At 45.7% G+C, this 23,305-nt stretch carries 22 protein-coding genes; 15 read left to right on the plus strand and 7 right to left on the minus strand.

Going from position 1 to position 23,305, the window contains the following annotated elements:
- Positions 1–18: 18 nt before the first annotated feature.
- The 3 genes from AC4CV5_RS07500 to steT form a co-directional block, all read right to left on the minus strand.
- Positions 19–1,020, minus strand: a complete 1,002-nt coding sequence (locus AC4CV5_RS07500) for an inorganic phosphate transporter (protein ID WP_166853516.1) — start codon at positions 1,018–1,020, stop codon at positions 19–21.
- Between the two features lie 12 nt (positions 1,021–1,032).
- Positions 1,033–1,650 carry a DUF47 domain-containing protein gene (locus AC4CV5_RS07505; protein WP_003218470.1) on the minus strand — a complete coding sequence of 206 codons (618 nt, stop codon included), beginning with the start codon at positions 1,648–1,650 and terminating at the stop codon, positions 1,033–1,035.
- Positions 1,651–1,926: 276 nt separating this feature from the next.
- Positions 1,927–3,243 (minus strand): serine/threonine exchanger, encoded by a 1,317-nt coding sequence (steT, locus tag AC4CV5_RS07510; RefSeq protein ID WP_326220713.1) that lies wholly within the window; start codon positions 3,241–3,243, stop codon positions 1,927–1,929.
- A 385-nt stretch (positions 3,244–3,628) separates the two neighbouring features.
- Between steT and AC4CV5_RS07515 the strand changes: the two genes are divergently transcribed.
- The 4 genes from AC4CV5_RS07515 (at position 3,629) to AC4CV5_RS07530 (ending at position 7,984) form a co-directional block, all read left to right on the plus strand.
- The gene (locus tag AC4CV5_RS07515; RefSeq protein ID WP_490922375.1) at positions 3,629–4,579 is read left to right on the plus strand and encodes a ring-cleaving dioxygenase; all 951 of its coding nucleotides are present in this window, start codon (positions 3,629–3,631) and stop codon (positions 4,577–4,579) included.
- 99 nt (positions 4,580–4,678) lie between these two features.
- Entirely contained in the window at positions 4,679–4,825 is a 147-nt protein-coding gene (locus tag AC4CV5_RS07520; protein WP_490922710.1) for a hypothetical protein, read from the plus strand.
- Between the two features lie 7 nt (positions 4,826–4,832).
- Positions 4,833–7,001: a glycosyltransferase family 39 protein gene (locus AC4CV5_RS07525; RefSeq protein ID WP_490922376.1), complete on the plus strand. Its 2,169-nt coding sequence runs from the start codon at positions 4,833–4,835 to the stop codon at positions 6,999–7,001.
- An 11-nt stretch (positions 7,002–7,012) separates the two neighbouring features.
- Complete coding sequence (locus AC4CV5_RS07530) at positions 7,013–7,984, plus strand: glycosyltransferase family 2 protein (protein WP_490922377.1); 972 nt, start codon at positions 7,013–7,015, stop codon at positions 7,982–7,984.
- Positions 7,985–8,158: 174 nt separating this feature from the next.
- On the opposite strand, the gene AC4CV5_RS07535 is transcribed toward AC4CV5_RS07530, so the two are convergent.
- Together AC4CV5_RS07535 and htrA are read right to left on the minus strand one after the other, a co-directional pair.
- A complete protein-coding gene (locus AC4CV5_RS07535) occupies positions 8,159–8,335 on the minus strand; it encodes a hypothetical protein (protein ID WP_222142671.1) in 177 nt (58 codons plus the stop codon).
- A gap of 158 nt (positions 8,336–8,493) precedes the next feature.
- A complete protein-coding gene (gene htrA / locus AC4CV5_RS07540) occupies positions 8,494–9,849 on the minus strand; it encodes a serine protease HtrA (RefSeq protein ID WP_490922378.1) in 1,356 nt (451 codons plus the stop codon).
- Positions 9,850–10,020: 171 nt separating this feature from the next.
- Between htrA and proG the strand changes: the two genes are divergently transcribed.
- The 10 genes from proG (at position 10,021) to AC4CV5_RS07590 (ending at position 20,392) form a co-directional block, all read left to right on the plus strand.
- Positions 10,021–10,839 (plus strand): pyrroline-5-carboxylate reductase ProG, encoded by an 819-nt coding sequence (proG, locus tag AC4CV5_RS07545; protein ID WP_490922379.1) that lies wholly within the window; start codon positions 10,021–10,023, stop codon positions 10,837–10,839.
- A 127-nt stretch (positions 10,840–10,966) separates the two neighbouring features.
- Positions 10,967–11,791, plus strand: coding sequence for a D-aminopeptidase DppA (gene dppA / locus AC4CV5_RS07550; protein WP_326220708.1), 825 nt, complete (start codon positions 10,967–10,969; stop codon positions 11,789–11,791).
- Positions 11,792–11,806: 15 nt separating this feature from the next.
- Positions 11,807–12,733 carry a dipeptide ABC transporter permease DppB gene (dppB, locus tag AC4CV5_RS07555; RefSeq protein WP_003239083.1) on the plus strand — a complete coding sequence of 309 codons (927 nt, stop codon included), beginning with the start codon at positions 11,807–11,809 and terminating at the stop codon, positions 12,731–12,733.
- Positions 12,734–12,738: 5 nt separating this feature from the next.
- Positions 12,739–13,701 (plus strand): dipeptide ABC transporter permease DppC, encoded by a 963-nt coding sequence (gene dppC, locus AC4CV5_RS07560; protein ID WP_326220707.1) that lies wholly within the window; start codon positions 12,739–12,741, stop codon positions 13,699–13,701.
- A 4-nt stretch (positions 13,702–13,705) separates the two neighbouring features.
- A complete protein-coding gene (gene dppD / locus AC4CV5_RS07565) occupies positions 13,706–14,713 on the plus strand; it encodes a dipeptide ABC transporter ATP-binding subunit DppD (protein ID WP_166853500.1) in 1,008 nt (335 codons plus the stop codon).
- 2 nt (positions 14,714–14,715) lie between these two features.
- Positions 14,716–16,365 (plus strand): dipeptide ABC transporter substrate-binding protein DppE, encoded by a 1,650-nt coding sequence (gene dppE, locus AC4CV5_RS07570; RefSeq protein WP_166854681.1) that lies wholly within the window; start codon positions 14,716–14,718, stop codon positions 16,363–16,365.
- 87 nt (positions 16,366–16,452) lie between these two features.
- Positions 16,453–17,412: a S66 peptidase family protein gene (locus AC4CV5_RS07575; protein ID WP_222142676.1), complete on the plus strand. Its 960-nt coding sequence runs from the start codon at positions 16,453–16,455 to the stop codon at positions 17,410–17,412.
- The gene (ykfB, locus tag AC4CV5_RS07580; protein ID WP_222142677.1) at positions 17,409–18,509 is read left to right on the plus strand and encodes a dipeptide epimerase; all 1,101 of its coding nucleotides are present in this window, start codon (positions 17,409–17,411) and stop codon (positions 18,507–18,509) included. The genes AC4CV5_RS07575 and ykfB overlap by 4 nt, the downstream gene beginning before the upstream one ends.
- Positions 18,506–19,396 (plus strand): gamma-D-glutamyl-L-lysine dipeptidyl-peptidase, encoded by an 891-nt coding sequence (gene eepC, locus AC4CV5_RS07585; protein WP_248602648.1) that lies wholly within the window; start codon positions 18,506–18,508, stop codon positions 19,394–19,396. The genes ykfB and eepC overlap by 4 nt, the downstream gene beginning before the upstream one ends.
- Positions 19,397–19,408: 12 nt before the next feature.
- Positions 19,409–20,392 carry an ABC transporter ATP-binding protein gene (locus tag AC4CV5_RS07590; protein WP_166853492.1) on the plus strand — a complete coding sequence of 328 codons (984 nt, stop codon included), beginning with the start codon at positions 19,409–19,411 and terminating at the stop codon, positions 20,390–20,392.
- A gap of 36 nt (positions 20,393–20,428) precedes the next feature.
- Here AC4CV5_RS07590 and pgl read toward each other — a convergent pair whose 3' ends face one another.
- A complete protein-coding gene (gene pgl, locus AC4CV5_RS07595; RefSeq protein ID WP_166853490.1) occupies positions 20,429–21,478 on the minus strand; it encodes a 6-phosphogluconolactonase in 1,050 nt (349 codons plus the stop codon).
- 89 nt (positions 21,479–21,567) lie between these two features.
- Positions 21,568–22,428, minus strand: coding sequence for a dimethylarginine dimethylaminohydrolase family protein (locus tag AC4CV5_RS07600; protein WP_166853488.1), 861 nt, complete (start codon positions 22,426–22,428; stop codon positions 21,568–21,570).
- A gap of 189 nt (positions 22,429–22,617) precedes the next feature.
- Between AC4CV5_RS07600 and AC4CV5_RS07605 the strand changes: the two genes are divergently transcribed.
- A complete protein-coding gene (locus tag AC4CV5_RS07605) occupies positions 22,618–23,136 on the plus strand; it encodes an acyl-CoA thioesterase (RefSeq protein ID WP_166854680.1) in 519 nt (172 codons plus the stop codon).
- Positions 23,137–23,305 lie beyond the last annotated feature (169 nt).

Raw genomic sequence — 23,305 nt, forward strand, 5'->3', positions numbered from 1 at the left:
GACAGAAGCGGTGTAACATTAAAAAATCATATTTAAAATAAAGTAGGCGATGGCACCAAGTGTCGCTGAAATCGGAAGCGTGATGACCCATGTAATGAGCATTCGCTTGGCCGTACCCCAGTTTACGCCTTTTACCCGGTGTGACGCACCGACGCCAAGGATTGATGAAGAAATGACGTGGGTTGTACTGACCGGCAAATGAATAAATGTAGCGCCGAAAATAATAGCTGCACCGGTTAAGTCAGCAGAAACACCGTTTACCGGACGAATTTTCATGATCTTTCCGCCAACGGTTTTGATGATTTTCCAGCCGCCGATTGATGTTCCGAGACCCATGGCTGTCGCGCAGGCGAATTGCACCCAGGTTGGAATATCGTTAGAAGAAGTATGTAAATTCGCTGTGATGAGAGCCATTGTGATAATTCCCATTGCTTTTTGCGCATCATTTGTTCCATGTGTATACGATTGCAGAGCAGCTGTTACAATCTGCACTCTGCGGAATTGCTTGTTCGTTTTCGCCAAATTGCTGTCTTTAAAAATCAGCTTGACAATGCTGTAAAGAATAAACCCAAGGACAAAGGCAATAATTGGTGAAAAGATCAGTGCTTCAATGATTTTAATGAATCCCTTATAATTTAACGCAGCAAATCCGGCTGACGCAATGGCGGCACCGGCAATAGCTCCGATGATGGCATGGGATGAGCTGCTTGGGATGCCGTAGTACCATGTGATCAGGTTCCAGGCAATCGCAGCGATTAACGCAGCCAAAATTACGACAGAGCCATTTTCTAATGTATAAGGGTCTACAATGTCTTTCGTAATGGTTTTAGCAACACCTGTAAATGTCATTGCTCCGATAAAGTTCATCACAGCTGCCATTATAATAGCATGGCGCGGTTTCAGCGCTTTTGTCGATACCGAAGTTGCAATTGCGTTCGCCGTATCGTGAAACCCGTTGATGAAATCAAACGCCAGAGCACAAATGACTATTAGTATCGTTAATATGAATAGAATATCCATTTTTACCCCTCGTTACGCGTTTTTCATAATAATGGTTTCAAGATTATTGGCAACACTTTGGCAAGAGTCGGCAATTTCTTCAAGCGTTTCGTAAATTTCACGATATTGAATCACTTTGATCGGATCTGTTTCATTTCCGAAAAGATTCTTTAATGATTTTCTGTGCAGGTTGTCACAGCTGTGCTCATACTCTTTAATTTTGATTGCGTGAGGCTGAATATCCTTTAAGCGGTTTTCTGCCAGCAGCTCAATTGTAATTAAAATTTCTTTGGCACATTCTCTGATGTATCCGCTGAATTTATCGATATGCTCGTCTGATGAAGTAATCGAGAAAATCTCCATCATGGCAGAGAAATGTTCGATTCCGTCAAGCACATCATCCAGGCTGTTTGTCAGCTGAAGGATATCTTCGCGTTCAATAGGAGTGATGAACGCTTTGTTAAGCTCTTTAATCATGACATGAACATGATTGTCACCTTTTGTTTCATATTCCTTTAATGTATCAGCGAATTCTTTAAGCGTCGTTTGGTTTGTGACCTTAAAGTTCACAAAATATTCGGCAGTTTCGTCTATATTTTTTGCGATTTCTGTTAAAAGGAGTGAGAACTTATCTTTTTTTCTTCTTATCATTAAAAACCCTCCATAGTTTGAATGAGACAATGCACACATCAAATTATTATATAGCCTTTTGTCGAAAAAAAACAGGTAAAGTCGAAAAAAACACGGCTTGACTTTTTCGGCAAATCATGTCCACTTATTTTGACCTACTTCGGTTCAAAAAAACGACTCAAGTTTGCAAAACCTTTCTGCTTAACGTAAAAAGTATATCAAAAGTTGTGTTTTTCCTGTCAACTTTTATCTTCTGTTTCACCAAAAAACGGTTCCCTAAACAAGGGAACCGTTTTATCAGCTTGCTTTTCGTTTTTTCATCCCATAATAAACAGGCAGTCCGGCAAGGCCGATGAGGATGGATAATCCGCAGCTCAGTGTATCTGTGATGAGTGTGCTGCCTAACACAAAGAGTGAGCCTGCGATGGCCAAAATCGGCATGAATGGGTAAAGCGGAACACTGTAGGCGCGCTTTTCTCCCTTTGTTTGCTTGCGGAGGATAAACACCGCAAAAAAGGCCATCACATAAAAAATGTAGATCATGAAAATAGAGATTTCAGAGAGCTTATCAGGGTTGCTGATCAGCATCATAATCAAAGACACGGCAATTTGGAAGGATATCGCAATCCATGGTGTGCGGAACGTCGGGTGCACATGTGACAGTTTTTCAGCAAATGGAAGCTGTTTGCGTTCCGCCATCGCAAATGACACACGCGGAAAAGAAAGGACCTTTCCGTTTAAGCAGCCGAAGATGCTGACAATAATCCCGACACTGATCAGCTTTCCGCCAATTGACCCGAACAGCATGGTGGCAGCAGTGCTTGTCGCATTTTCGCCAAGTGTGACAATTTCGTTCGCAGACAGGATGTGAAGCAATGCAAAATTAATGAAAATATAGATGGCTGTTACGATTAATAATCCGCCCGTCATTGCACGTGGCAGCAGCTTTTCGGGGTTTTTCATTTCTCCGCCGAGTGCGGCCAGAAGAATCCATCCGTCGTAAGCAAACAACGTAGCCAAAATAGCTGCCCCGAAGTTCATATCGGAAATGCTTTCGTTTACTGCTGTGAAGATGTGCTGATCGCCTTTCCAAAGACCAAAGATGATGATGCATGCAATCGGAATCAGCTTTCCGATCGTTGTCAGCGTTTGGACAAAGCCGCCGTATTTTGTACCGATAATATTAATGACGCATAAAAAGAGAACTGCTATAATTCCAATTACTTTTGATAGTCCAGATCCCCAGCCGAAAAGATTCGCCATTAAAGATCCAAAATATAAACCCAGCGCACCGATAATTGCCGGACCGTAAATGATAATCTGTACCCAGCCGCACAAAAATCCCCAAAACTCGCCATACACTTCTTCAAGGTACGTATAGAGTCCGCCGGTTTTTGGAATCTGCGTTCCGATTTCCGCGATTGTCAAGCCGCCTGCCAACGTTAAAATACCGCCTAACAGCCAGGCGAAAAGTGCTGTCTTTGAATCACCTGAATAAGCGAGCACAGCTCCAGGCTTCATAAAAACACCTGAACCGATAATGGTTCCGATGACAAGAGTAAGGGCAAACAAGAGGCCTATCTCTTTTTTCAAACCGTTGTCTTCAGTATGCATGTCCTTAACCTCCTATAATATTGCAGCTTCAAAATGAAGAATCTATTTTTCATATTGTAAACCCTATTTTAGAAAAGTGAAATAAAATAAATTTTCTGATTTTCGATATTTGCTTTGTGTTGATTGATAAACCTGTGAAAAGACCTAATTTAATAAGTGATAAACGAATGAATGTGTGACTCTATACTTGGAAAGTTCGTGTTTTTCGAGCAGGTTTTAACCGAAAAAGAGGATGTGATGAGAACCCAGCAAAATAACGAACCTTCGTCGAAGCTGATATGTTGACTTTCCCATGCGAATAAAATACCTTGTAATTAGAACAATAAATATACAACTATGATATAATATCTCGAAATCGAGATAAAATGACCTGGAGGGACAGTATATGAAAGTCAACGGGATTCACCACGTGTCAGCATTAACGGCCGACGCACAAAAAAACTTAGATTTCTATAAGAAAGTATTAGGATTAAAGCTCGTCAAAAAATCCGTCAACCAGGATGAACCGACAATGTACCATCTGTTCTACGGAGATGAAGTGGCAAATCCGGGAACTGAGCTGACGTTTTTCGAGATCCCCCGCATTGCACCGTTTCATGCAGGAACAAACAGTATTTCTTCTATTGGTTTGCGCGTTCCAAGCACAGAAGCCCTGCATTACTGGAAAGAACGTTTTGAAGAGCATGAGGTGGAGCATAGCGGCATCGCCCAAAGAGCCGGACGTGACATATTGGCATTCCAAGATCATGAAGGACAGCGCCTTGTGCTGACTGCTGATGAGAAAGGAAAAGGCTATGGTCTGCCTGTTAAACAGAGCGGCATTCCGGAAGAATTTTCGTTTCGCGGATTAGGGCCGGTTGAGCTGACTGTTCCATACGCTGAACCAACCTTACACGTATTGACGAACATTCTTGGATTTACAGAAATCAGCCGTGAAACAGTCGAAGGACAAGGAACTGCCGTCATTTTGGAATCTGGAGAAGGTGGTGCGGCAACGGAAATCCATTTAATAGAAAGAAACGATCTTCCCCGAGAGCGTCAAGGCAAAGGAAGTGTTCACCATGTTGCGTTTCGGGTAAGAGATGAAGAAGAACTTGCCGGGTGGCACCAGATCATCAGCCGGGAAGGCTATAGCAATTCCGGCATCGTTGAACGCTACTACTTCAAAGCGCTGTATTTCAGAGAGCCGAACGGCATTTTGTTCGAATTATCAACAGACGGACCGGGCTTTATGGTTGATGAAAACCTTGATGAGCTTGGCCAGACAATCGCTCTTCCGCCATACCTTGAGCACCGCAGAGCTGAGATTGAAGCAAAATTGAAACCGATACACTAAATTGTGATTGATTTGCCTTCCGGCGCTGCCGGAAGGCTTTTTTATGATCATAATAAATTTTGACATAGATAGGATGGATTGTTGGAGAGGAAATATCAGATACCGATTGGGAGAAATGGCTTAAAACCCGTTGTATATATGGACGATTGGCATGAAATGGTCTTGGCAAAAATATTGTCTTTGTTTATTAATAGTTTATTCATATTTGCTTGTTACACTATTTCAAAGTTAGACAAAAAGGAGTGAAAAACAAGTGGAAAAGAAAAAACGCGAGCTGGATATCGTCCTCATTCTCATTTTGCTCGCATCTGCATTTTTAAATATCTATAACATTTGGAAGGACGACACGGTGAATCCTTATTACACCGCGGCAGTTACCAGTATGATGCAAAGCTTTCATAATTTCTTTTATGCTTCGTTCGATGCTGCCGGTTTTATAACAGTTGATAAACCGCCTATTACGTACCAAATCCAAACGATCAGCGCATTGATTTTTGGTATGCATGGGTGGAGCGTCATTCTGCATCAGGCATTAGCAGGTGTAGGTTCAGTCCTTCTTATGTACTTGCTGATTAAGCCGACATTCGGAAAAACAGCGGCGCGCATTGCCTCATTTGTTATGGCATGTACACCGATTGCTGTAGCTGTAGCACGTACAAACAATGTTGATGCATTACTGGTATTTTTCTTATTACTTGCCACATGGCTTCTCTTTAAAGCCATCAGAAAAGGAAAGCTGATCTGGCTGTTAGCAGCATTTTTCATCGTTGGAGTAGGTTTCAATACAAAAATGCTGCAAGCTTATATGATTTTACCGGCCTTCTTATTGTTCTATCTGATTGCGGCAAACGCCACAATAAAGAAAAAAATCATTTCCTTGGTAAGTGCTTTAGCCGTATTAGCAGCCGTTTCATTATCATGGCCACTCATTGTTGACAATATCCCTGCAAGCAAGCGGCCTTATATCGGAAGCAGCCAGACAAACTCTGTTTTGGAATTGGCTTTCGGCTATAACGGGATTCAGCGGCTGACAGGCCAAAATTCCGGCGGCGGTCAGGGCGGACCAAACGGAGACGCTTCAAAAGAAATGTCTTCCTCAGATAACAATTCAACACAAAATCAAGCACCGCCTAATCAGTCATCAAGCAGCAGTTCATCAAGTAATGACAAATCATCAAATGGCAATATGACGGCACCTCCATCAAATGGTCAAATGCCAAGCGGCGGTCAAGTCGGCCCTCCAAGTGGCGGCCCTGGCGGAGACGGAGGGAAAAGCGGTACAGGAACCGGCTCGAAAATGCAATCAGGTTCAGGAATGTTCGGAACGGGAACACCTGGTCCGCTGCGGCTTTTCCAACAAGAATTATCTGATCAAATCAGCTGGCTAATACCATTTGCGATTTTTGGAATTGCAGGCTTACTGATCGCAGGCGCGAGAGAAAGAAGAAGATTATCTGCAGAGCAGAAGGAAACGGTGTTCTGGGTTGCATGGCTTGTACCGATTGCCGGATTCTTCAGTGTCGCAGAATTTTTCCATCATTATTATCTCATTATGCTGGCACCGCCGATTGCCGCTCTTGTCGGTGCGGGATGGGTTGCCCTTGTTCACCTGTACCGCAATCAGACAGGCTGGAAATCCTGGCTTCTGCCGGTAACGATTATTGCGACAACAGGGTTTGAATTGTTTATTCTCAGAAACTACAACGATCAAATCGGAGCAGGCTGGAGCATCGGTGTAGGTGTTATCGGCGTGGTGTCAGCGATTGCTTTGCTGCTGTTCAAACAGCGCCAAAAACCGATCAGTTATTATGTATCACTTGCAGCTCTTCTCGCATTGCTCGTGATGCCGATTTATTGGGCAAGCACACCGCTTCTGTACGGGGGCAACAGCTCACAGCCTGAAACAGGTCCTCAGCTCGCATCCATGAGCGGAAAAGGCATGGGAATGTCTGATGCAACTGTAAATGAAAAACTGATCAAATATTTAGAGGAGAATAACGCTGGAGCTGAATACCTATTCGCCACAACCGACTCGAACACAGCGGCGCCATATATTATTAATACGAAAAAAGCTGTCATGGCTATTGGCGGGTTCAGCGGATCTGACCCGGCTATCACGCTGACTCAATTCAAAAAACTTGTAAAAGAAGGGAAAGTGAAATACTTCTTGGCTTCTGGAATGGGAAGAGGCGGAAACAATGACATTGTTGAATGGGTTGAGAAAAATGGGAAAGAAGTGTCTTCAGATAAATGGCAATCAAGTTCTAATCAACAATCATCATCTGATCAGAAAACAGAAAATACTGATTCGGCTGATACATCAAGCAATAGCGAGTCTTCAGGCGAAAACAGCCAAATGGGCGGCGGACCTGGCGGAATGAATCAGTCAGCTACATTATACGAACTAAATGCTGATGAATAGGAGGAAAAAACATGAGCAGACATATTCAATATTCAGTTGTTGTACCCGTGTATAACGAAGAGCTTGTCATTCATGAAACCTATCAGCGCTTAAAAGAGGTCATGGATCAAACGAAGGAAAACTACGAGCTGCTTTTTGTCAATGATGGAAGCAAAGATCGCAGTATTGAGATTTTAAGAGAACACAGCCTGATCGATCCGAGAGTGAAAATCATTGATTTTTCAAGGAACTTTGGGCACCAGATCGCCATTACAGCGGGGATGGATTACGCACAGGGGAATGCAATCGTCGTCATTGACGCCGATTTGCAGGACCCTCCTGAACTAATTTTAGATATGATTGAAAAGTGGAAGGAAGGCTACGAGGTCGTGTACGCCGTACGGACAAAACGAAAAGGGGAAACCTTTTTCAAAAAACAAACTGCGGCTATGTTTTACCGGCTTCTCAGCAGCATGACCGATATTGATATCCCGATTGATACGGGGGATTTCCGCCTCATGGACAGAAAAGTCTGTGATGAAATGAAGAGATTAAAAGAAAAAAATCCTTTTGTCAGAGGGCTCGTCAGCTGGGTGGGCTTCAAACAGACAGCGGTCGAGTACGTACGTGATGAAAGGCTTGCCGGAGAAACAAAGTACCCGCTGAAGAAAATGCTGAAGCTTTCAATGGATGGCATCACGACATTTTCACACAAACCGCTGAAGCTGGCAAGCTACGCGGGGATGTTAGTGTCAGGTGCGGGATTTCTGTATATGTTTATCGTGCTGTACCTGAAGCTATTCACAGACAGCACGATTACGGGCTGGTCATCCCTTATTGTAATCCAGCTTCTGTTCAGCGGCATCGTTCTTCTAATTCTCGGCATGATCGGCGAATATATCGGCAGAATCTACGATGAAGCTAAAGACAGGCCGCTTTACATCGTGCAGAAATCGTATGGAATTGAAAATAAAAGACTCTATAGAGACCAGCATATGTCATAACCTGAAACCCCTGTCTGTAACGGACAGGGGTTTTTTTATATTCTGCGCGATGATCAAAGGAAAAGATGCTGATCGATTTATGGATATAAGAGATTGTGAACTTGCACTGCGGTTCAGGCATGCTGAAATAAAAAGGCAGAGCCTAAAAGCTTTCGTCTTAGGCTTTGCTGCATGTCAGCTGTTATATTGAGGGGCTTTTAACAAACGCATGATTAGAGCCGTACCAGTTATGTTTAATAGAATACTGGCACCCATTATAACTCCCCACACCAATGTTGATTCAGGAAGTAGAAAGCTCAGCAGCAGAAAAGCCAATCCTGCGCAGATCATGCTCAATCCCACGGTTTTCATGTTCAACCCTCCTTCTCAAACGGTGCCTCAAGTATCAGATTAGAGTGATGTCAGTCTGTATGATATACGAATGTCTCGGCAGAAAGTTTCATAAAGAAACAGGTCTTTTGTCCACTAAAAAGCCTCAGACCGCTTTTTCGGTCTGAGGCTTTATTTTCTTAAGAAGTGGTTTCTTCTTTTTGATCGAGTTTGATTTTTTTCGTCATTTCTTTGCCTTTTCTGAGAATTTTCACTTCAACAGTGTCACCGATGTTTGCGTCTTTATATAAGATATTGCGCAATTCACTGCCTGTATCGATTTCTTTGCCCTTCAGGCTGATGATAATATCCTCCGCTTTCAATCCAGCCTTTTCAGCAGGAGAGCCGGAAGCGACCTCGCGGATGTAAACACCCTTATTCAGCTGATTGCCGAACAGGCCCAGTGTGCCTTCTTGGTAGTTTTGCGGCACTTGTGCTAAATCAAGCATGCTGACACCGATATACGGGCGTTCAATTTGACCTTTAGAAAGCAATTCTTCTGCAATCGGTTTTACGTCATTGCTTGGAATTGCAAATCCGATGCCCTCAACATCATCTTCACTGATTTTCATGCTGTTAATGCCGACAATTTTTCCGGAAGTATTTAACAATGGACCGCCGCTGTTACCTGGGTTAATCGCTGCGTCAGTTTGAATCACGTTAATGCTTGTTTGACCGGCTGATGTTGACATTGAAACCGTTCTGTCCACACCACTTACAATTCCCTGTGTTACTGTGCGGGACAGGTCTTTTCCGAGCGGATCTCCAATCGCAATGACGGTCTCGCCTGTTCTGAGATCAGATGAATCACCGAAGCTTGCCACTTTTGTTACGTGGTCATCACTGATTTGAAGGACCGCTAAATCCGTTAACGAGTCACTGCCTACCAGCTTTGCTGTCACCTCAGTGCCGTCATATAAAGATACCTTCAGTGAAGTTGCCCCTTCTACAACGTGGTTATTCGTAATGATATAAGCCTTACCGTTCTCTTTTTTGAAAATGACACCAGATCCTGAACCGCTTTCTGTATCTTCGCTTGAACCAGGTGAACTAGAGCCGAACAAAGAGCTGTTTGACTGAGCCTGAAGATTTGTAATACCGACAATCGCCGGTGAAATGTTTTCCACCATATCTGAGATTTTAGAAGAATCCTCGCTCTTGAATGCAGATGAGCTGCTTGAGCTTGACGAGCTTTTGCCAGATTCAGAGGACGTGCTTTTAGCTGTAACCGATTGCGTTTGCTGCTGGCTGGATGATTGTTTTGCAGTGTCCTGAGAATCATGGTCGCCAAGTGGTGTAAACGTGTAAATGCCAAGGGCGAGACTGCCGCCGATCACACCGCCAAGCAGCGGTCTGAACCATCCGAACCCTCGTTTTTTCTTCTCCTGATCATGAATGACATTGCGGGCTGAGTAGGAGGTGCTATCGTTCTCTTTTGCTAGAAAGACCTCACTCTCATTACCTTCCGTTCTGTTTTCGTCTCGATAGTTATCCATCATGTTCACTCCGTTTCTCTATTTTCACTAATTTCTATTTGATTATGATAGGTTTATGACTTGAGTTTATCATAAACAAAAACTGTGGGATAAAAATGAAAAGATTATGGGAAATTGTGAAAAAGTGCGGAAAACGGTACACTTCATATTGTATACGAAAGGACTGAGTTGATGGTACAGATTGGATTGATTGGATATGGCAGCATGGCCGATATGATCGCCAGGCAGCTGTTGAAGCATGAACAAATCAAGGAGCATGAGCTCTTTATTGAAACAAGAACGAAGGGGGAGCGGCTGCAGGCGCTGATGTCAGATTATCCAAATGTATCAGCTGATTCGCTCGAGAACTGGGCGAAAACGTGCCGTTTGATGTTTATATGTGTCCCGCCGCTAAATGTTATTGAAACACTGCGCCGTCTGCACCCGTATGTGAACAGGAATACGCATATCGTATCTATTGCCGCCGGTGTGCCGCTGCGTCTTTTGGAGGCTGAAACGGAAGCTGGTATATCACGTTTCATTCCTGCCATTACATCCGAAGCAGAAGCGGGCATCTCGCTTGTCGTTCACAGTGAAGCGCTGACAGCAGATAAAAAAGAACGTCTGAATGAACTGTTATCGGTTTTCAGCCGTGTACGGGAAATCCAAGAATCGAATTTGGATGCCGCCAGCAATTTAACGAGCTCGGCACCTGGCTTCATAGCAGCAGTCTTCGAAGAACTGGCGCTGTCTGCGGTCAGAAACAGCAGCCTGTCCAAAGAAGAAGCCTTTGATTTTCTGATTCATTCACTATACGGAACTGGCAAGCTGCTGATCGAAAAGAAGATGTCTTTCGAGGAAACGCTGGAACGTGTCGCGACGAAAGGCGGAATTACCGGAGAGGGAGCTGAGGTGATACGCGCTTCTGTGCCGGACGTTTTTGATGAGGTGTTTGAAAGAACCTTGAAAAAATATGAACTGCTTACAGAACAGGCAGAGATACAGACCTGAATCCTTGAAAGAGGATTCTTTTTTATCATTGAATCGTTGTGATTTTCTCCAGCTATATTGCATTTTTCCTCTTTTTTTAATATAATTTGTTAGAATATTCATAATTTAGTAAAAAAGGAGGAGCGTTATGAAACTGTACATGTCAGTAGATATGGAAGGTATTTCGGGTCTTCCGGACGATACCTTTGTGGATTCCGGCAAGCGCAATTATGAACGCGGACGGCTTATCATGACTGAAGAAGCAAACTACTGTATTGCCGAAGCATTTAACAGCGGGTGTACCGAGGTGCTGGTCAATGACAGCCATTCGAAGATGAATAATCTAATGGTTGAAAAGCTTCACCCTGAAGCCGATTTGATTTCCGGTGACGTCAAACCATTTTCAATGGTAGAGGGGCTGGACGATACGTTTACAGGCGCTTTGTTTCTCGGTTATCATGCGAGAGCCTCGACTCCCGGTGTGATGTCACACAGCATGATTTTCGGCGTCCGGCATTTTTACATAAACGATCGGCCTGTCGGTGAGCTTGGGTTAAATGCATACGTTGCCGGTTATTATGATGTCCCGGTATTAATGGTAGCCGGAGATGACCGGGCGGCAAAGGAAGCGGAAGAGCTCATTCCGAATGTTACGACAGCAGCTGTCAAACAAACCATTTCAAGATCAGCAGTGAAGTGCTTGTCACCTGCGAAAGCCGGCAGGCTGCTGACAGAAAAAACCGCATTTGCCCTGCAAAACAAGGACAAAGTCAAACCGCTCACACCGCCTGACAGACCGGTTCTGAGCATTGAGTTCGCCAATTACGGCCAGGCAGAATGGGCGAATCTGATGCCGGGAACTGAAATAAAGCCGGGAACCACAACCGTTCAATTTCAGGCGAAGGACATGCTTGAAGCCTATCGGGCGATGCTTGTCATGACTGAGCTTGCGATGCGGACATCATTCTGCTAAAGGGGTGTTGAGGCTTTGGCGCGATACATGATGAAGCGTTTTTGGGCAATGGCAGCTACGATTTTGGTAATTACCACTCTGACTTTTGTTCTCATGAAGGTCATTCCCGGATCTCCTTTTAACGAGGAGAGAGGCACAAATGAAGCCGTTCAAAAAAATCTCGAAGCCTACTATCACTTAGACGATCCTCTCATTTTCCAATACATCATCTACCTAAAATCCATCATTACATTCGATTTCGGACCTTCAATTAAAAAACCGTCAGACAGCGTAAATGATATGCTGGAACGCGGATTTCCCGTTTCCTTTGAGCTTGGAATGACAGCGATTGTCATTGCCGTGATCTCTGGGCTCGTGCTGGGCGTAATCGCGGCGCTCCGCCGCAATGGCTTTTTGGACTACGCTGCGATGAGTCTCGCGGTACTCGGCATCTCCATCCCGAATTTTATTCTGGCAACATTGCTGATTCAGCAGTTTGCCGTCAATCTCAAACTATTTCCCGCTGCCACATGGACGAGCCCGATCCATATGGTGCTTCCGACCGCAGCGCTTGCCGTAGGGCCGATGGCAATTATTGCAAGGCTCACAAGGTCAAGCATGGTCGAAGTCCTGACACAGGATTATATCCGCACAGCAAAAGCAAAAGGGCTTTCTCCGTTCAAAATTATCGTAAAACACGCACTCAGAAATGCACTCATGCCCGTCATTACTGTACTGGGCACACTCGTTGCCAGCATCTTAACAGGAAGCTTTGTCATTGAAAAAATCTTTGCTATTCCGGGAATGGGAAAATATTTTGTTGAAAGCATTAATCAGCGGGACTATCCCGTGATTATGGGAACGACCGTTTTCTACAGCGTCATTCTGATCATCATGCTGTTTTTGGTCGATTTGGCCTATGGTCTGCTGGACCCGCGCATTAAACTGCATAAGAAAGGGTGAAGCGTGTGAATCTCCCTGTACAAACGGATGAACGCCAGCCAGAGCAGCACATTCAGGTGCCGGATGAGTGGTTTGCCTCGAACAAGGAAAACAATCGAGAAGCCGATTCGGTCAAGCGGCCGAGTTTGTCATACACGCAGGATGCCTGGAGGAGGCTGAAGAAAAATAAATTAGCGATGGCTGGACTTTTTATTCTTTTATTTCTTTTTGTCATGGCAGTTATCGGTCCCTTTTTATCGCCCCATAGTGTCGCGCGCCAATCGCTGACCGAGCAAAATCTTCCGCCCTCAGCCGATCATTGGTTTGGCACCGATGAGCTCGGCCGGGATGTGTTTACCCGAACATGGTATGGAGCGAGGATTTCGTTATTTGTCGGAGTGATGGCAGCGTTAATTGATTTTGTGATCGGTGTCATTTATGGAGGCGTTGCCGGCTATAAAGGCGGCAGGACTGACAGCATCATGATGCGGATTATCGAAGTGCTGTATGGGCTGCCGTATCTCCTTGTTGTCATTTTGCTGATGGTGCTGATGGGGCCGGGACTGGGGACCATTGTTGTGGCGCTGACTGTGACCGGATGGGTCGGCATGGCGAGAATTGTAAGAGGCCAGGTGCTTCAGATTAAAAATTATGAATATGTACTCGCTTCGAAAACCTTTGGTGCGAAAACCTTTCGCATTATCCGGAAAAATCTGCTGCCGAATACAATGGGAGCGATTATCGTACAAATGACATTAACCGTACCTGCCGCTATATTCGCAGAATCATTTTTAAGCTTCCTTGGCCTCGGCATACAGGCTCCGTTTGCCAGCTGGGGTGTGATGGCGAATGACGGTCTGCCTACGATTTTGTCTGGGCATTGGTGGCGCCTGTTTTTTCCGGCCTTTTTCATCTCCTTGACGATGTATGCGTTTAATGTGCTTGGAGACGGATTGCAGGATGCCCTCGACCCTAAGCTGAGGAGGTAGCTGTATGGAAAAAGTTCTGTCAGTCAAAAATCTGCACGTTTCTTTTACGACTTACGGCGGGACGGTTCAGGCGGTCAGAGGGGTGAGCTTTGATTTGTATCAAGGTGAAACCTTTGCAATTGTCGGCGAATCCGGCTGCGGCAAAAGCGTTACCTCTCAAAGCATTATGGGCTTGCTTCCGCCCTATTCGGCGAAAGTGACGGACGGCAGCATCCTATTTAAAAACAAGGACCTTTGCCGTCTTTCTGACAAAGCAATGAGAAGCATAAGGGGAGCCGACATTTCTATGATTTTTCAAGACCCGATGACGGCGTTAAACCCGACGCTGACTGTCGGAGACCAGCTGGGGGAAGCGCTCCTCCGCCATAAAAACATGAGCAAAAAGGCGGCGAGGGAAGAGGTGCTTTCCATGCTGTCATTGGTCGGCATTCCCGATCCCGAAGAGCGTCTGAAGCAGTATCCCCACCAGTTCAGCGGCGGCATGAGACAGCGGATTGTCATTGCGATGGCACTGATTTGCGAGCCTGATATTTTAATCGCAGATGAACCGACCACCGCTCTTGACGTGACCATTCAGGCACAGATTTTGGAGCTGTTTAAAGAGATTCAGAGAAAAACGAATGTGTCTGTCATTCTGATTACACACGATTTAGGGGTCGTTGCCCAGGTTGCTGACAGAGTCGCAGTTATGTATGCCGGGAAAATGGCGGAGATCGGCACGAGAAAAGATATTTTTTATCAGCCGCAGCACCCTTATACAAAAGGGCTGCTGAACTCTGTCCCGCGGTTGGATATGGATGGCGCGGAGCTGATTCCGATTGACGGAACGCCGCCGGATTTATTTTCACCTCCGCCAGGCTGCCCGTTTGCCGCCCGCTGTCCGAACAGGATGATCGTGTGTGACAGGGTATACCCGGCCCAGACCATCAGATCTGACACGCACACCGTCAACTGCTGGCTGCAAGATCAGCGGGCCGAACATGCGATGCTGTCGGGAGGTGCGAAGGATTGATCATGAAAAGGGGGAAGAGGATGAAACGAGTAAAAAAGCTATGGGGTGTGGGCCTTGCATTAGGACTTTCATTTGCGCTGATGGGATGTACAGCAAACGAACAAGCTGGAAAAGAAAGCGGTAATGATAAGGCAAAAACAAGCGGGGAAAAGGTGCTGTATTTAAATAACGAAAATGAACCGACTTCGTTCGATCCGCCAATCGGTTTTAATAATGTGTCGTGGCAGCCGTTAAATAACATCATGGAAGGGCTGACGCGTCTTGGCAAAGAGAATGAGCCCGAGCCTGCAATGGCGGAAAAGTGGTCTGTATCAAAAGATAAAAAAACCTACACATTTACGATTCGGGAAAATGCGAAATGGACCAACGGAGATCCGGTAACGGCTGGAGACTTTGAATACGCGTGGAAACGGATGCTTGATCCGAAAAAAGGCGCTTCATCTGCGTTTCTCGGCTATTTTATTGAAGGCGGCGAAGCGTATAACAGCGGGAAAGGAAAAAAAGACGATGTGAAGGTGACGGCAAAGGATGATCGAACCCTTGAAGTAACGCTTGAAGCACCGCAAAAATATTTTCTCAGCGTCGTGTCCAATCCAGCGTATTTTCCAGTAAACGAAAAGGTTGATAAAGAAAATCCAAAGTGGTTTGCTGAGGCCGATACATTTGTCGGGAACGGTCCGTTTAAGCTGACGGAATGGAAGCATGATGACAGCATCACAATGGAGAAAAGCGACACGTATTGGGATAAAGATACCGTGAAGCTTGATAAGGTGAAATGGGCGATGGTCAGTGACAGAAATACAGATTACCAGATGTTTCAGTCTGGGGAACTGGATACCGCTTATGTCCCTGCTGAGTTAAGCGATCAGCTGCTGGATCAGGACAACGTCAGCATTGTTGACCAGGCCGGCCTCTATTTCTACCGGTTTAATGTGAACATGGAGCCGTTCCAAAATGAAAACATCAGAAAAGCCTTTGCGATGGCTGTCGATCAAGAGGAAATTGTAAAGTACGTCACGAAAAATAACGAAAAACCGGCGCACGCCTTTGTATCGCCTGGATTTACGCAGCCTGACGGCAAGGATTTCCGTGAAGCGGGCGGAGACCTGGTCACGCCAAATGAAAACAAAGCGAAGCAGCTGCTGGAAAAGGGCATGAAGGAAGAAAACTATGATAAACTTCCTGCGATTACTCTTACTTACAGCACAAAGCCGGAGCATAAAAAGATTGCCGAGGCGATCCAGCAAAAATTGAAAAATACTCTTGGAGTCGATGTGAAGCTGGCCAATATGGAATGGAATGTATTTTTAGAGGATCAAAAAGCGCTGAAATTCCAATTCTCTCAAAGCTCATTTTTGCCTGACTACGCGGACCCTATCAGTTTTCTCGAAGCCTTCCAAACAGGAAATTCGATGAACCGCACAGGCTGGGCCAATAAAGAATACGATCAGCTGATCAAGCAGGCGAAACACGAAGCTGATGAAAAAACGCGTTTCTCCCTAATGCATCAAGCGGAAAAGCTGCTGATCAATGAAGCGCCGATCATTCCGGTTTATTTCTATAATCAGGTCAACCTGCAAAACGAAAATGTAAAGGGGATCGTCCGGCATCCTGTCGGCTATATCGATTTAAAATGGGCAGATAAAAACTAACGCTGGCGATTGAGAAAATACTGCTTCTTTATGCGAGGGAGCGGTATTTTTTCTCTTTCTTGCACGTATACGTAGGGTGCAGAGCAAATGAAAGGAGTGATTCAGTTGAATCACAAGCCGAAAGCGCTGAAAAAGGGTGACACAGTCGGAGTGATCGCGCCTGCAAGCCCGCCGGATCCAAAAAAGCTTGACACCGCGCTTTTATTTTTAAAAGAGCTCGGACTTCAAGTGAAATTGGGCAAGGCACTAAAAAACCAGCACGGCTATTTAGCGGGACAGGATGATGAGCGGCTGGCTGATCTGCATGAGATGTTCATAGCCGAGGAGGTAAAAGCAGTGCTGTGCGCTTGCGGGGGTTTTGGGACAGGACGTATCGCCGCCGGCATTGATTTCAGCTTAATCCGCAAACATCCTAAAATCTTCTGGGGATACAGCGATATTACGTTTTTACATACTGCCATCCATCAAAACACAGGTCTTGTCACCTTCCATGGCCCGATGCTCAGCTCAGATATTGGCCTCGACGACGTTCATCCACTGACAAAAGCGTCGTATGAGCAGCTCTTCCAAGAGACGGAATTCACTTATACAGAGAACCTTTCTCCGCTGACCGTGCTTGTTCCCGGAAAAGCGGAAGGTGAGCTTGTCGGAGGAAATCTCTCTTTACTGACATCTACGCTGGGTACACCGTTTGAAATTGATACGAGAGGGAAGCTTCTGTTTATTGAAGATATAGACGAGGAGCCGTATCAAATCGATCGGATGCTGAATCAGCTGAAAATGGCAGGGAAACTGACTGACGCAGCCGGAATTCTTGTTTGTGATTTTCACAACTGTGTCCCGGTGAAGAGGGAGAAATCTCTGTCGCTTGAGCAGGTGCTTGATGACTATATTGTATCAGCAGGCAAGCCTGCTCTGAGAGGATTTAAAATCGGCCACTGCTCACCGAGTTTCGCCATTCCGATCGGTGCGCAAGCTGCAATGAATACAGCACAAAAAACAGTCGTCATCGAGGCGGGCGTTTCAGAAGGGGCGCTGAAGACATGAAAATCACTCGAATAGAAACAAACCGAATCGCCGTACCGCTGACAAAGCCGTTTAAAACCGCGCTACGCACTGTGCATACGGCTGAATCTGTCATTGTAAGGATCACTTATGACAGCGGCGCGATCGGATGGGGGGAAGCGCCTCCGACGATAGTGATTACAGGAGACAGCATGGATAGCATTGAAAGTGCAATTCACAATGTCTTGAAGCCGGCACTGCTTGGAAAAAGCCTGTCTGGCTGTGAGGCCATTCTGCACGACATCCAGCATCTCCTTACAGGAAACCAGAGTGCTAAGGCGGCTGTAGAAATGGCGGTATACGACGGCTGGGCGCAGATGTGCGGACTCCCGCTTTATCAAATGCTCGGCGGATACCGAGATACGCTGGAAACAGATTATACCGTCAGTGTCAACTCACCTGAAGAGATGGCAGCGGATGCCGAGAATTATCTCAAACAAGGCTTTCAAACGCTGAAAATAAAGGTCGGCAAAGATGATATCACAACAGATATCGCCCGTATTCAGGAAATTAGAAAACGTGTCGGATCAGCCGTGAAACTTCGATTAGACGCTAATCAGGGGTGGACGCCAAAGGAAGCAGTAACAGCCATTCGGAAAATGGAGGATGCCGGTCTTGGCATTGAGCTGGTCGAGCAGCCTGTCCATAAAGATGATATCGCTGGGCTTAAAAAGGTGACAGATGCGACAGACACACCGATTATGGCCGACGAAAGTGTGTTCACGCCGCGGCAGGCGTTCGACGTTCTTCAAACCCGGAGCGCTGACTTGATCAATATTAAGTTGATGAAAGCGGGCGGCATCAGCGGAGCAGAGAAAATCAATGCCATGGCAGAGGCGTGCGGAGTGGAGTGCATGGTCGGCAGCATGATCGAAACGAAGCTGGGCATTACGGCCGCGGCGCATTTTGCGGCAAGCAAAAGAAACATCACACGCTTTGATTTTGACGCGCCGCTGATGCTGAAAACAGATGTCATCAAAGGCGGCATCACATACAGCGGCAGCACGATTGCGATGCCTGGAAGACCGGGTCTCGGAATCACCGGAGCTGCGCTTTTGAAAGGGGCAAAAGAGCTATGATGCACACTGTCATATCAGCAGTCGCTAACATCTGGACAGCGCCTGATTCACCTCGACCATCTGATCAAGCGATGCTTCGTCCTACCGTATTGATCAGAGACTGGCTGGAGCGCATGACGTATGATGAGCGGCTTGGATTATGTACAGACAATGTGATCCAAACTCAGGGTCTCTTTGGCGAAAAGGTACTGGTGACGGCAGAACAGGGTGAATGGGTTTCAGTGATCGTGCCGAGCCAGCCATCCCGAAAGGATCCGCGCGGATATCCGGGATGGATGAAAAAGAACCAGCTGAAAAAAACAAGTCCCATCCATACACAAAACGATATCATGATCAGCAAACCAGCTGCATTTTTGTACAGAAGCAATGGAGAAAAAGAGATTGAACTGAGCTTTTTGACGGTTCTCCCCCTCATTGCAGAAGAAAACGGATATTTTAAGGTTTCGACTGTTTTTGGGGAACGGTTTGTGAAGCAAACTGATGCAGTGCCTGTCCGCGAACAGAAAGGGACTGCTGAAGACATCATACAAACGGGAGCGTTTTTTCTCGGGCTTCCTTACCTGTGGGGAGGGATCAGCGGGTTTGGATTTGATTGCTCTGGGTTTATGTACAGTATATTTAAGGCCAATGGATACCGCATCCCCCGTGATGCAGGAGATCAGGCAAAGGCGGGGGAGGAAATCCCACTTGATGATATGAAAGCCGGTGACCTGTTGTTTTTTGCTTATGAGGAAGGAAAAGGAGCAATTCATCACGTCGGTCTGTCCATAGGAGACGGAAAAATGCTTCATTCTCCTAAGACAGGGAAATCGATCGAAATCATCACGCTGAAAAATACAGAATATGAAAAAGAGCTTTGTGCGGCACGCCGCTGTTTTTCAGAATGAGGAGGGAGACACATGACACCACTGCTAGAGGTCAGCCAGCTGAAAATGCATTTTGACGCAGGGAAAAAGCGGACAGTCAAAGCCGTCGACGGGGTCACCTTTCAGATTCATGAAGGAGAAACATTTGGGCTAGTCGGTGAATCAGGGTGCGGGAAATCAACCTTAGGGAGGGTACTGATGCGCCTTTATCAACCGACAGAAGGGATTGTGAAATACCGCGGCACCAACCTTCATGCACTGAGTGAGAAAGAGCAGTTTGCCTTCAACCGCAAGCTGCAGATGATTTTTCAGGACCCTTACGCTTCGCTTAACCCGCGCATGACCGTTCGAGAAATCATTTTGGAGCCGATGGAAATTCACCACCTTTACAATACCCATAAAGCGCGGCTTCTCGTCGTGGACGAGCTGCTTGAGGCAGTGGGGCTGCACCCCGATTTTGGCAGCCGTTATCCCCATGAATTCAGCGGCGGACAAAGACAGCGAATTGGGATTGCCAGAGCACTTTCGCTGAATCCTGAATTTATCGTGGCAGACGAACCGATTTCTGCACTTGATGTCTCGGTTCAAGCGCAGGTGGTCAACCTGCTGAAGCGGCTTCAAAAAGAGAAAGGGCTCACGTTTTTATTTATTGCCCATGATCTTTCGATGGTGAAGCATATCAGTGACAGGATCGGTGTTATGTACTTAGGGCACATGATGGAAATTACAGAGAGCGGAACACTGTATCGTGAACCGCTGCATCCCTATACAAAGGCGCTTTTATCCTCGATTCCGATTCCAGATCCTGAATTGGAGGACAAGCGTGAGCGCATCCTTTTAAAAGGGGAGCTGCCGAGCCCGGTCAATCCGCCGAGCGGCTGCGTGTTTCGGACCCGCTGTCCGGAGGCGATGCCTGAATGTGGGGAGTCCCGTCCTCAGCTTCAGGAAATCGAAGCGGGCCGATTTGTCGCCTGTCATTTGTATCGTAATGCTGAGACGACAGAAAAGGTGAGATAATCAAAAAAAGACTGGCTCAAGAGCCAGTCTTTGCTTTTATAATTGATGTAAAAATTTCACACAAACCGGATAAGGGACAGAAACAGTTGATGGTAGGACTGTCAATCGGCCGGTTTCTGTGTCTCTTTCAAACAGGACTAGGTTGCCTGTTTCTTCATTTGAAGCAACAAGGAACGCTTCCGTTGGATCAAAAACAAAGTCCCGAGGCCAGTTTCCTTCTGTCGAAACTCTTTCCACGAAAGCCAGCTCGCCTGAATATTGATTCACTTCAAATACAGCGATACTGTCATGACCGCGGTTTGCGACGTAAACAAAACGGCCGTCCTGTGTGACATGAATTGCGCTTCCCTGGCTGTTATCCGTAAAATCATCAGGGATGGCAGAGACAACCTGAATTTCTCTAAATTCGCCGGCTGTCGGATTGTATTCAAGTGCAACCACTTCATTGCTTAATTCTGTCATCACATAAGCGTATTTTTCCTTCGGATGAAAAGCGATATGGCGAGGACCTGCGCCGGGAGCAAAGGAATGGCTTCCGGATTCAGACAATACGCCGTCTTTTAGCTTATAGATATACAGCTTATCGGTCCCTAGATCAACGGCTACGACATAGTTGTGTTCAGGTGTGAACCCTGCGTAGTGTGTATGCGGTTTTTCCTGTCTTTCGTGCGGTCCTTTTCCTGTGTGAGCGGCTTCTGAAGCAGGTGATTGCAAGCTTCCGTCTTCCTGAACCGGAAAAGCGTGCACCTTCCCGCTGTGGTAATTGGCTGTCAGTACGAATTGATTTTGATCATCGACGCTTACATGGCATGGCGATGGGCCGTCAATTAACTGATGATTCAGAAATGTTAATTCACCGCTGTTTTTATCGATTTGATAAGCAGCAACACCACCTTGGCCGTCTGCTTTTTCAATTGAATAAAGAATGGTATTGTCTTTATTCGGCGTTACATATGTCGGGTTGCCCAGCTTAGCGGCAAGCTTTGGCTCGCTGAGTGTTTTTTTCTCGGTATCAAGCTCAAATGAATAAATCCCTTCGCTTCCGCCTTTTGTATATGTTCCGACATATCCTATGTACTTTGTCATGCGATTTCCCCCTTAAATATGATGTCACCTCTATATTAACGTATCTTGATAAAATAAGCTGTTTAAAACATGAAAAAGGGGAATATTCTTCATTCACCGCGAATCAGCGGCATTGTACAGCACCTGAAGGAGCCGCCGGATTTAATAATTTCTGACAGGTCAATTTCGATGATGTGATAGCCTCTTTTCGATAGCTGTTGATTGACATGGCGGTTGCAAGGGAGGCTGATGATCGTTTTACTCCCGATTGAAAGGACATTGGTGCCGAGCGTAAATTGTTCATCCTCAGGCACTTCAATGAGATCATAACGTTTTGCCAGCATGTCAACTTCCTCTGGCTCAAGGGCTTGAGGATAAATTAACGCTTCGCTTTCAGATACGATGTTAAACACGCAGTCCAAATGCAAAAATTTTTCATGCAACTGTACTGGAACGACTGTATATTCAGGAAGAGCCTCTTTTAGCTGGCCGATGGCTGACATGTCGGTGCGCTGGCTGATTCCGACGTAGACGGTATCACCATCGATAATGACGTCACCGCCTTCAATGCTTGTATGAAGCATATGGGTATAAGAAATGCCTTGCTTGTGAAAAAAATCTTTTATGATGGCTTCTTCCCCTTGGCGAATCGGTTCAGTCATGCTCGAGAGGAAGGCCTTTTCTCCGATGACAAACCCTATGTCTCTAGTGAAGACCTGCTCGGGGAGTCCGTCGTGGACGGGCAAGAGGATGACTTCGATGTTGTGTGACCTGAGTGCTTCAACAAAGCGGCTGTGCTGATCTGTAGCGGTTTTAACATGAATATTGTCATCTTCAAAATGTTTTTGGGTTTCGTTTATGACATCTTTTATGGTCATATGCTCCGGTTTGCATAAAATGACTTTCTGAAGTGTGCCATATTCCGTTCGGCATACCGTTTTTTGCTGATGTTTCGGGATGGATATGTCCATTTGTTTCTCCTCCTGACCGTGTGAAGAATACATTTATTATTCCCTCATCATGAAAATCATTAAACGTTTTAGAAGAAAAACCTGACACACAAAGCATTTTAAATTTTAGACAAATGGCAAAGAATATTGTTTAATAGGAGAATATGAGTGCATTTAACTAAACGATCAGACATCAAAGGGGAGAAAGGTATGGAAACACCGGAAACAAAATTTTGTAAAGAGTCAAAGGTTGTAAAAACCAGCAGGGTGTTCCCGCTTGATACAAACAACCATAATACGCTGTTTGGCGGAAAATTAATGAGCTACATTGATGATATTGCCTCTATTTCGGCGGCGCGCCATTGCAGACGTGAAACCGTAACAGCTTCGATGGACTCTGTAGATTTTTTGAAGCCGATCGGGCAACAGGATTCTGTCTGCCTGGAGTCATATGTGACATGGGTCGGCACATCTTCTATGGAGGTGTTTGTGAAAGTCATTAAGGAGCACCTGATGACAGGCGAAAGGGAGCTCGCCGCGACATCCTTTTTGACATTTGTCGCATTAGATTCAAGTGGCAAGCCGGTGCCTGTACCGAGAGTTGTACCTGAAACTGAAGAAGAAATCATGCTGCATAATACCGCTGTTCAGCGCGCCAATGAACGAAAGAACCGCAAAAAACACAGCCAGGCGCTTGCAAATGCGCTCGGAACGGAAAAGCCTTGGTAAACGTTAAACCCAAAACATATGTTGTTTTGGGTTTTTTTTGTGCTTTTCATCTTTCCGATGGTGATAATTACAATGGTTAGTCCGTTTTTGCTAGGGGATTCTATAAAAAAGCAACAATTGTCACGTTAAATTGATAATTTTGTGACGACTTTATTAAAGATTCATTTAA

This window comes from Bacillus sp. NS1 (assembly GCF_058248265.1).

Coding starts and splice junctions, on each gene's coding strand:
- ykfB (WP_222142677.1), top strand. CDS start 17,409: ATGAAAATCACTCGAATAGAAACAAACCGAATCGCCGTACCGCTGACA.
- AC4CV5_RS07500 (WP_166853516.1), bottom strand. CDS start 1,020: ATGGATATTCTATTCATATTAACGATACTAATAGTCATTTGTGCTCTG.
- AC4CV5_RS07530 (WP_490922377.1), top strand. CDS start 7,013: ATGAGCAGACATATTCAATATTCAGTTGTTGTACCCGTGTATAACGAA.
- proG (WP_490922379.1), top strand. CDS start 10,021: ATGGTACAGATTGGATTGATTGGATATGGCAGCATGGCCGATATGATC.
- AC4CV5_RS07590 (WP_166853492.1), top strand. CDS start 19,409: ATGACACCACTGCTAGAGGTCAGCCAGCTGAAAATGCATTTTGACGCA.
- AC4CV5_RS07505 (WP_003218470.1), bottom strand. CDS start 1,650: ATGATAAGAAGAAAAAAAGATAAGTTCTCACTCCTTTTAACAGAAATC.
- AC4CV5_RS07535 (WP_222142671.1), bottom strand. CDS start 8,335: ATGAAAACCGTGGGATTGAGCATGATCTGCGCAGGATTGGCTTTTCTG.
- steT (WP_326220713.1), bottom strand. CDS start 3,243: ATGCATACTGAAGACAACGGTTTGAAAAAAGAGATAGGCCTCTTGTTT.
- AC4CV5_RS07575 (WP_222142676.1), top strand. CDS start 16,453: ATGAAAGGAGTGATTCAGTTGAATCACAAGCCGAAAGCGCTGAAAAAG.
- dppE (WP_166854681.1), top strand. CDS start 14,716: ATGAAAAGGGGGAAGAGGATGAAACGAGTAAAAAAGCTATGGGGTGTG.
- AC4CV5_RS07605 (WP_166854680.1), top strand. CDS start 22,618: ATGGAAACACCGGAAACAAAATTTTGTAAAGAGTCAAAGGTTGTAAAA.
- htrA (WP_490922378.1), bottom strand. CDS start 9,849: ATGGATAACTATCGAGACGAAAACAGAACGGAAGGTAATGAGAGTGAG.
- AC4CV5_RS07515 (WP_490922375.1), top strand. CDS start 3,629: ATGAAAGTCAACGGGATTCACCACGTGTCAGCATTAACGGCCGACGCA.
- pgl (WP_166853490.1), bottom strand. CDS start 21,478: ATGACAAAGTACATAGGATATGTCGGAACATATACAAAAGGCGGAAGC.
- AC4CV5_RS07600 (WP_166853488.1), bottom strand. CDS start 22,428: ATGGACATATCCATCCCGAAACATCAGCAAAAAACGGTATGCCGAACG.
- eepC (WP_248602648.1), top strand. CDS start 18,506: ATGATGCACACTGTCATATCAGCAGTCGCTAACATCTGGACAGCGCCT.
- dppA (WP_326220708.1), top strand. CDS start 10,967: ATGAAACTGTACATGTCAGTAGATATGGAAGGTATTTCGGGTCTTCCG.
- dppD (WP_166853500.1), top strand. CDS start 13,706: ATGGAAAAAGTTCTGTCAGTCAAAAATCTGCACGTTTCTTTTACGACT.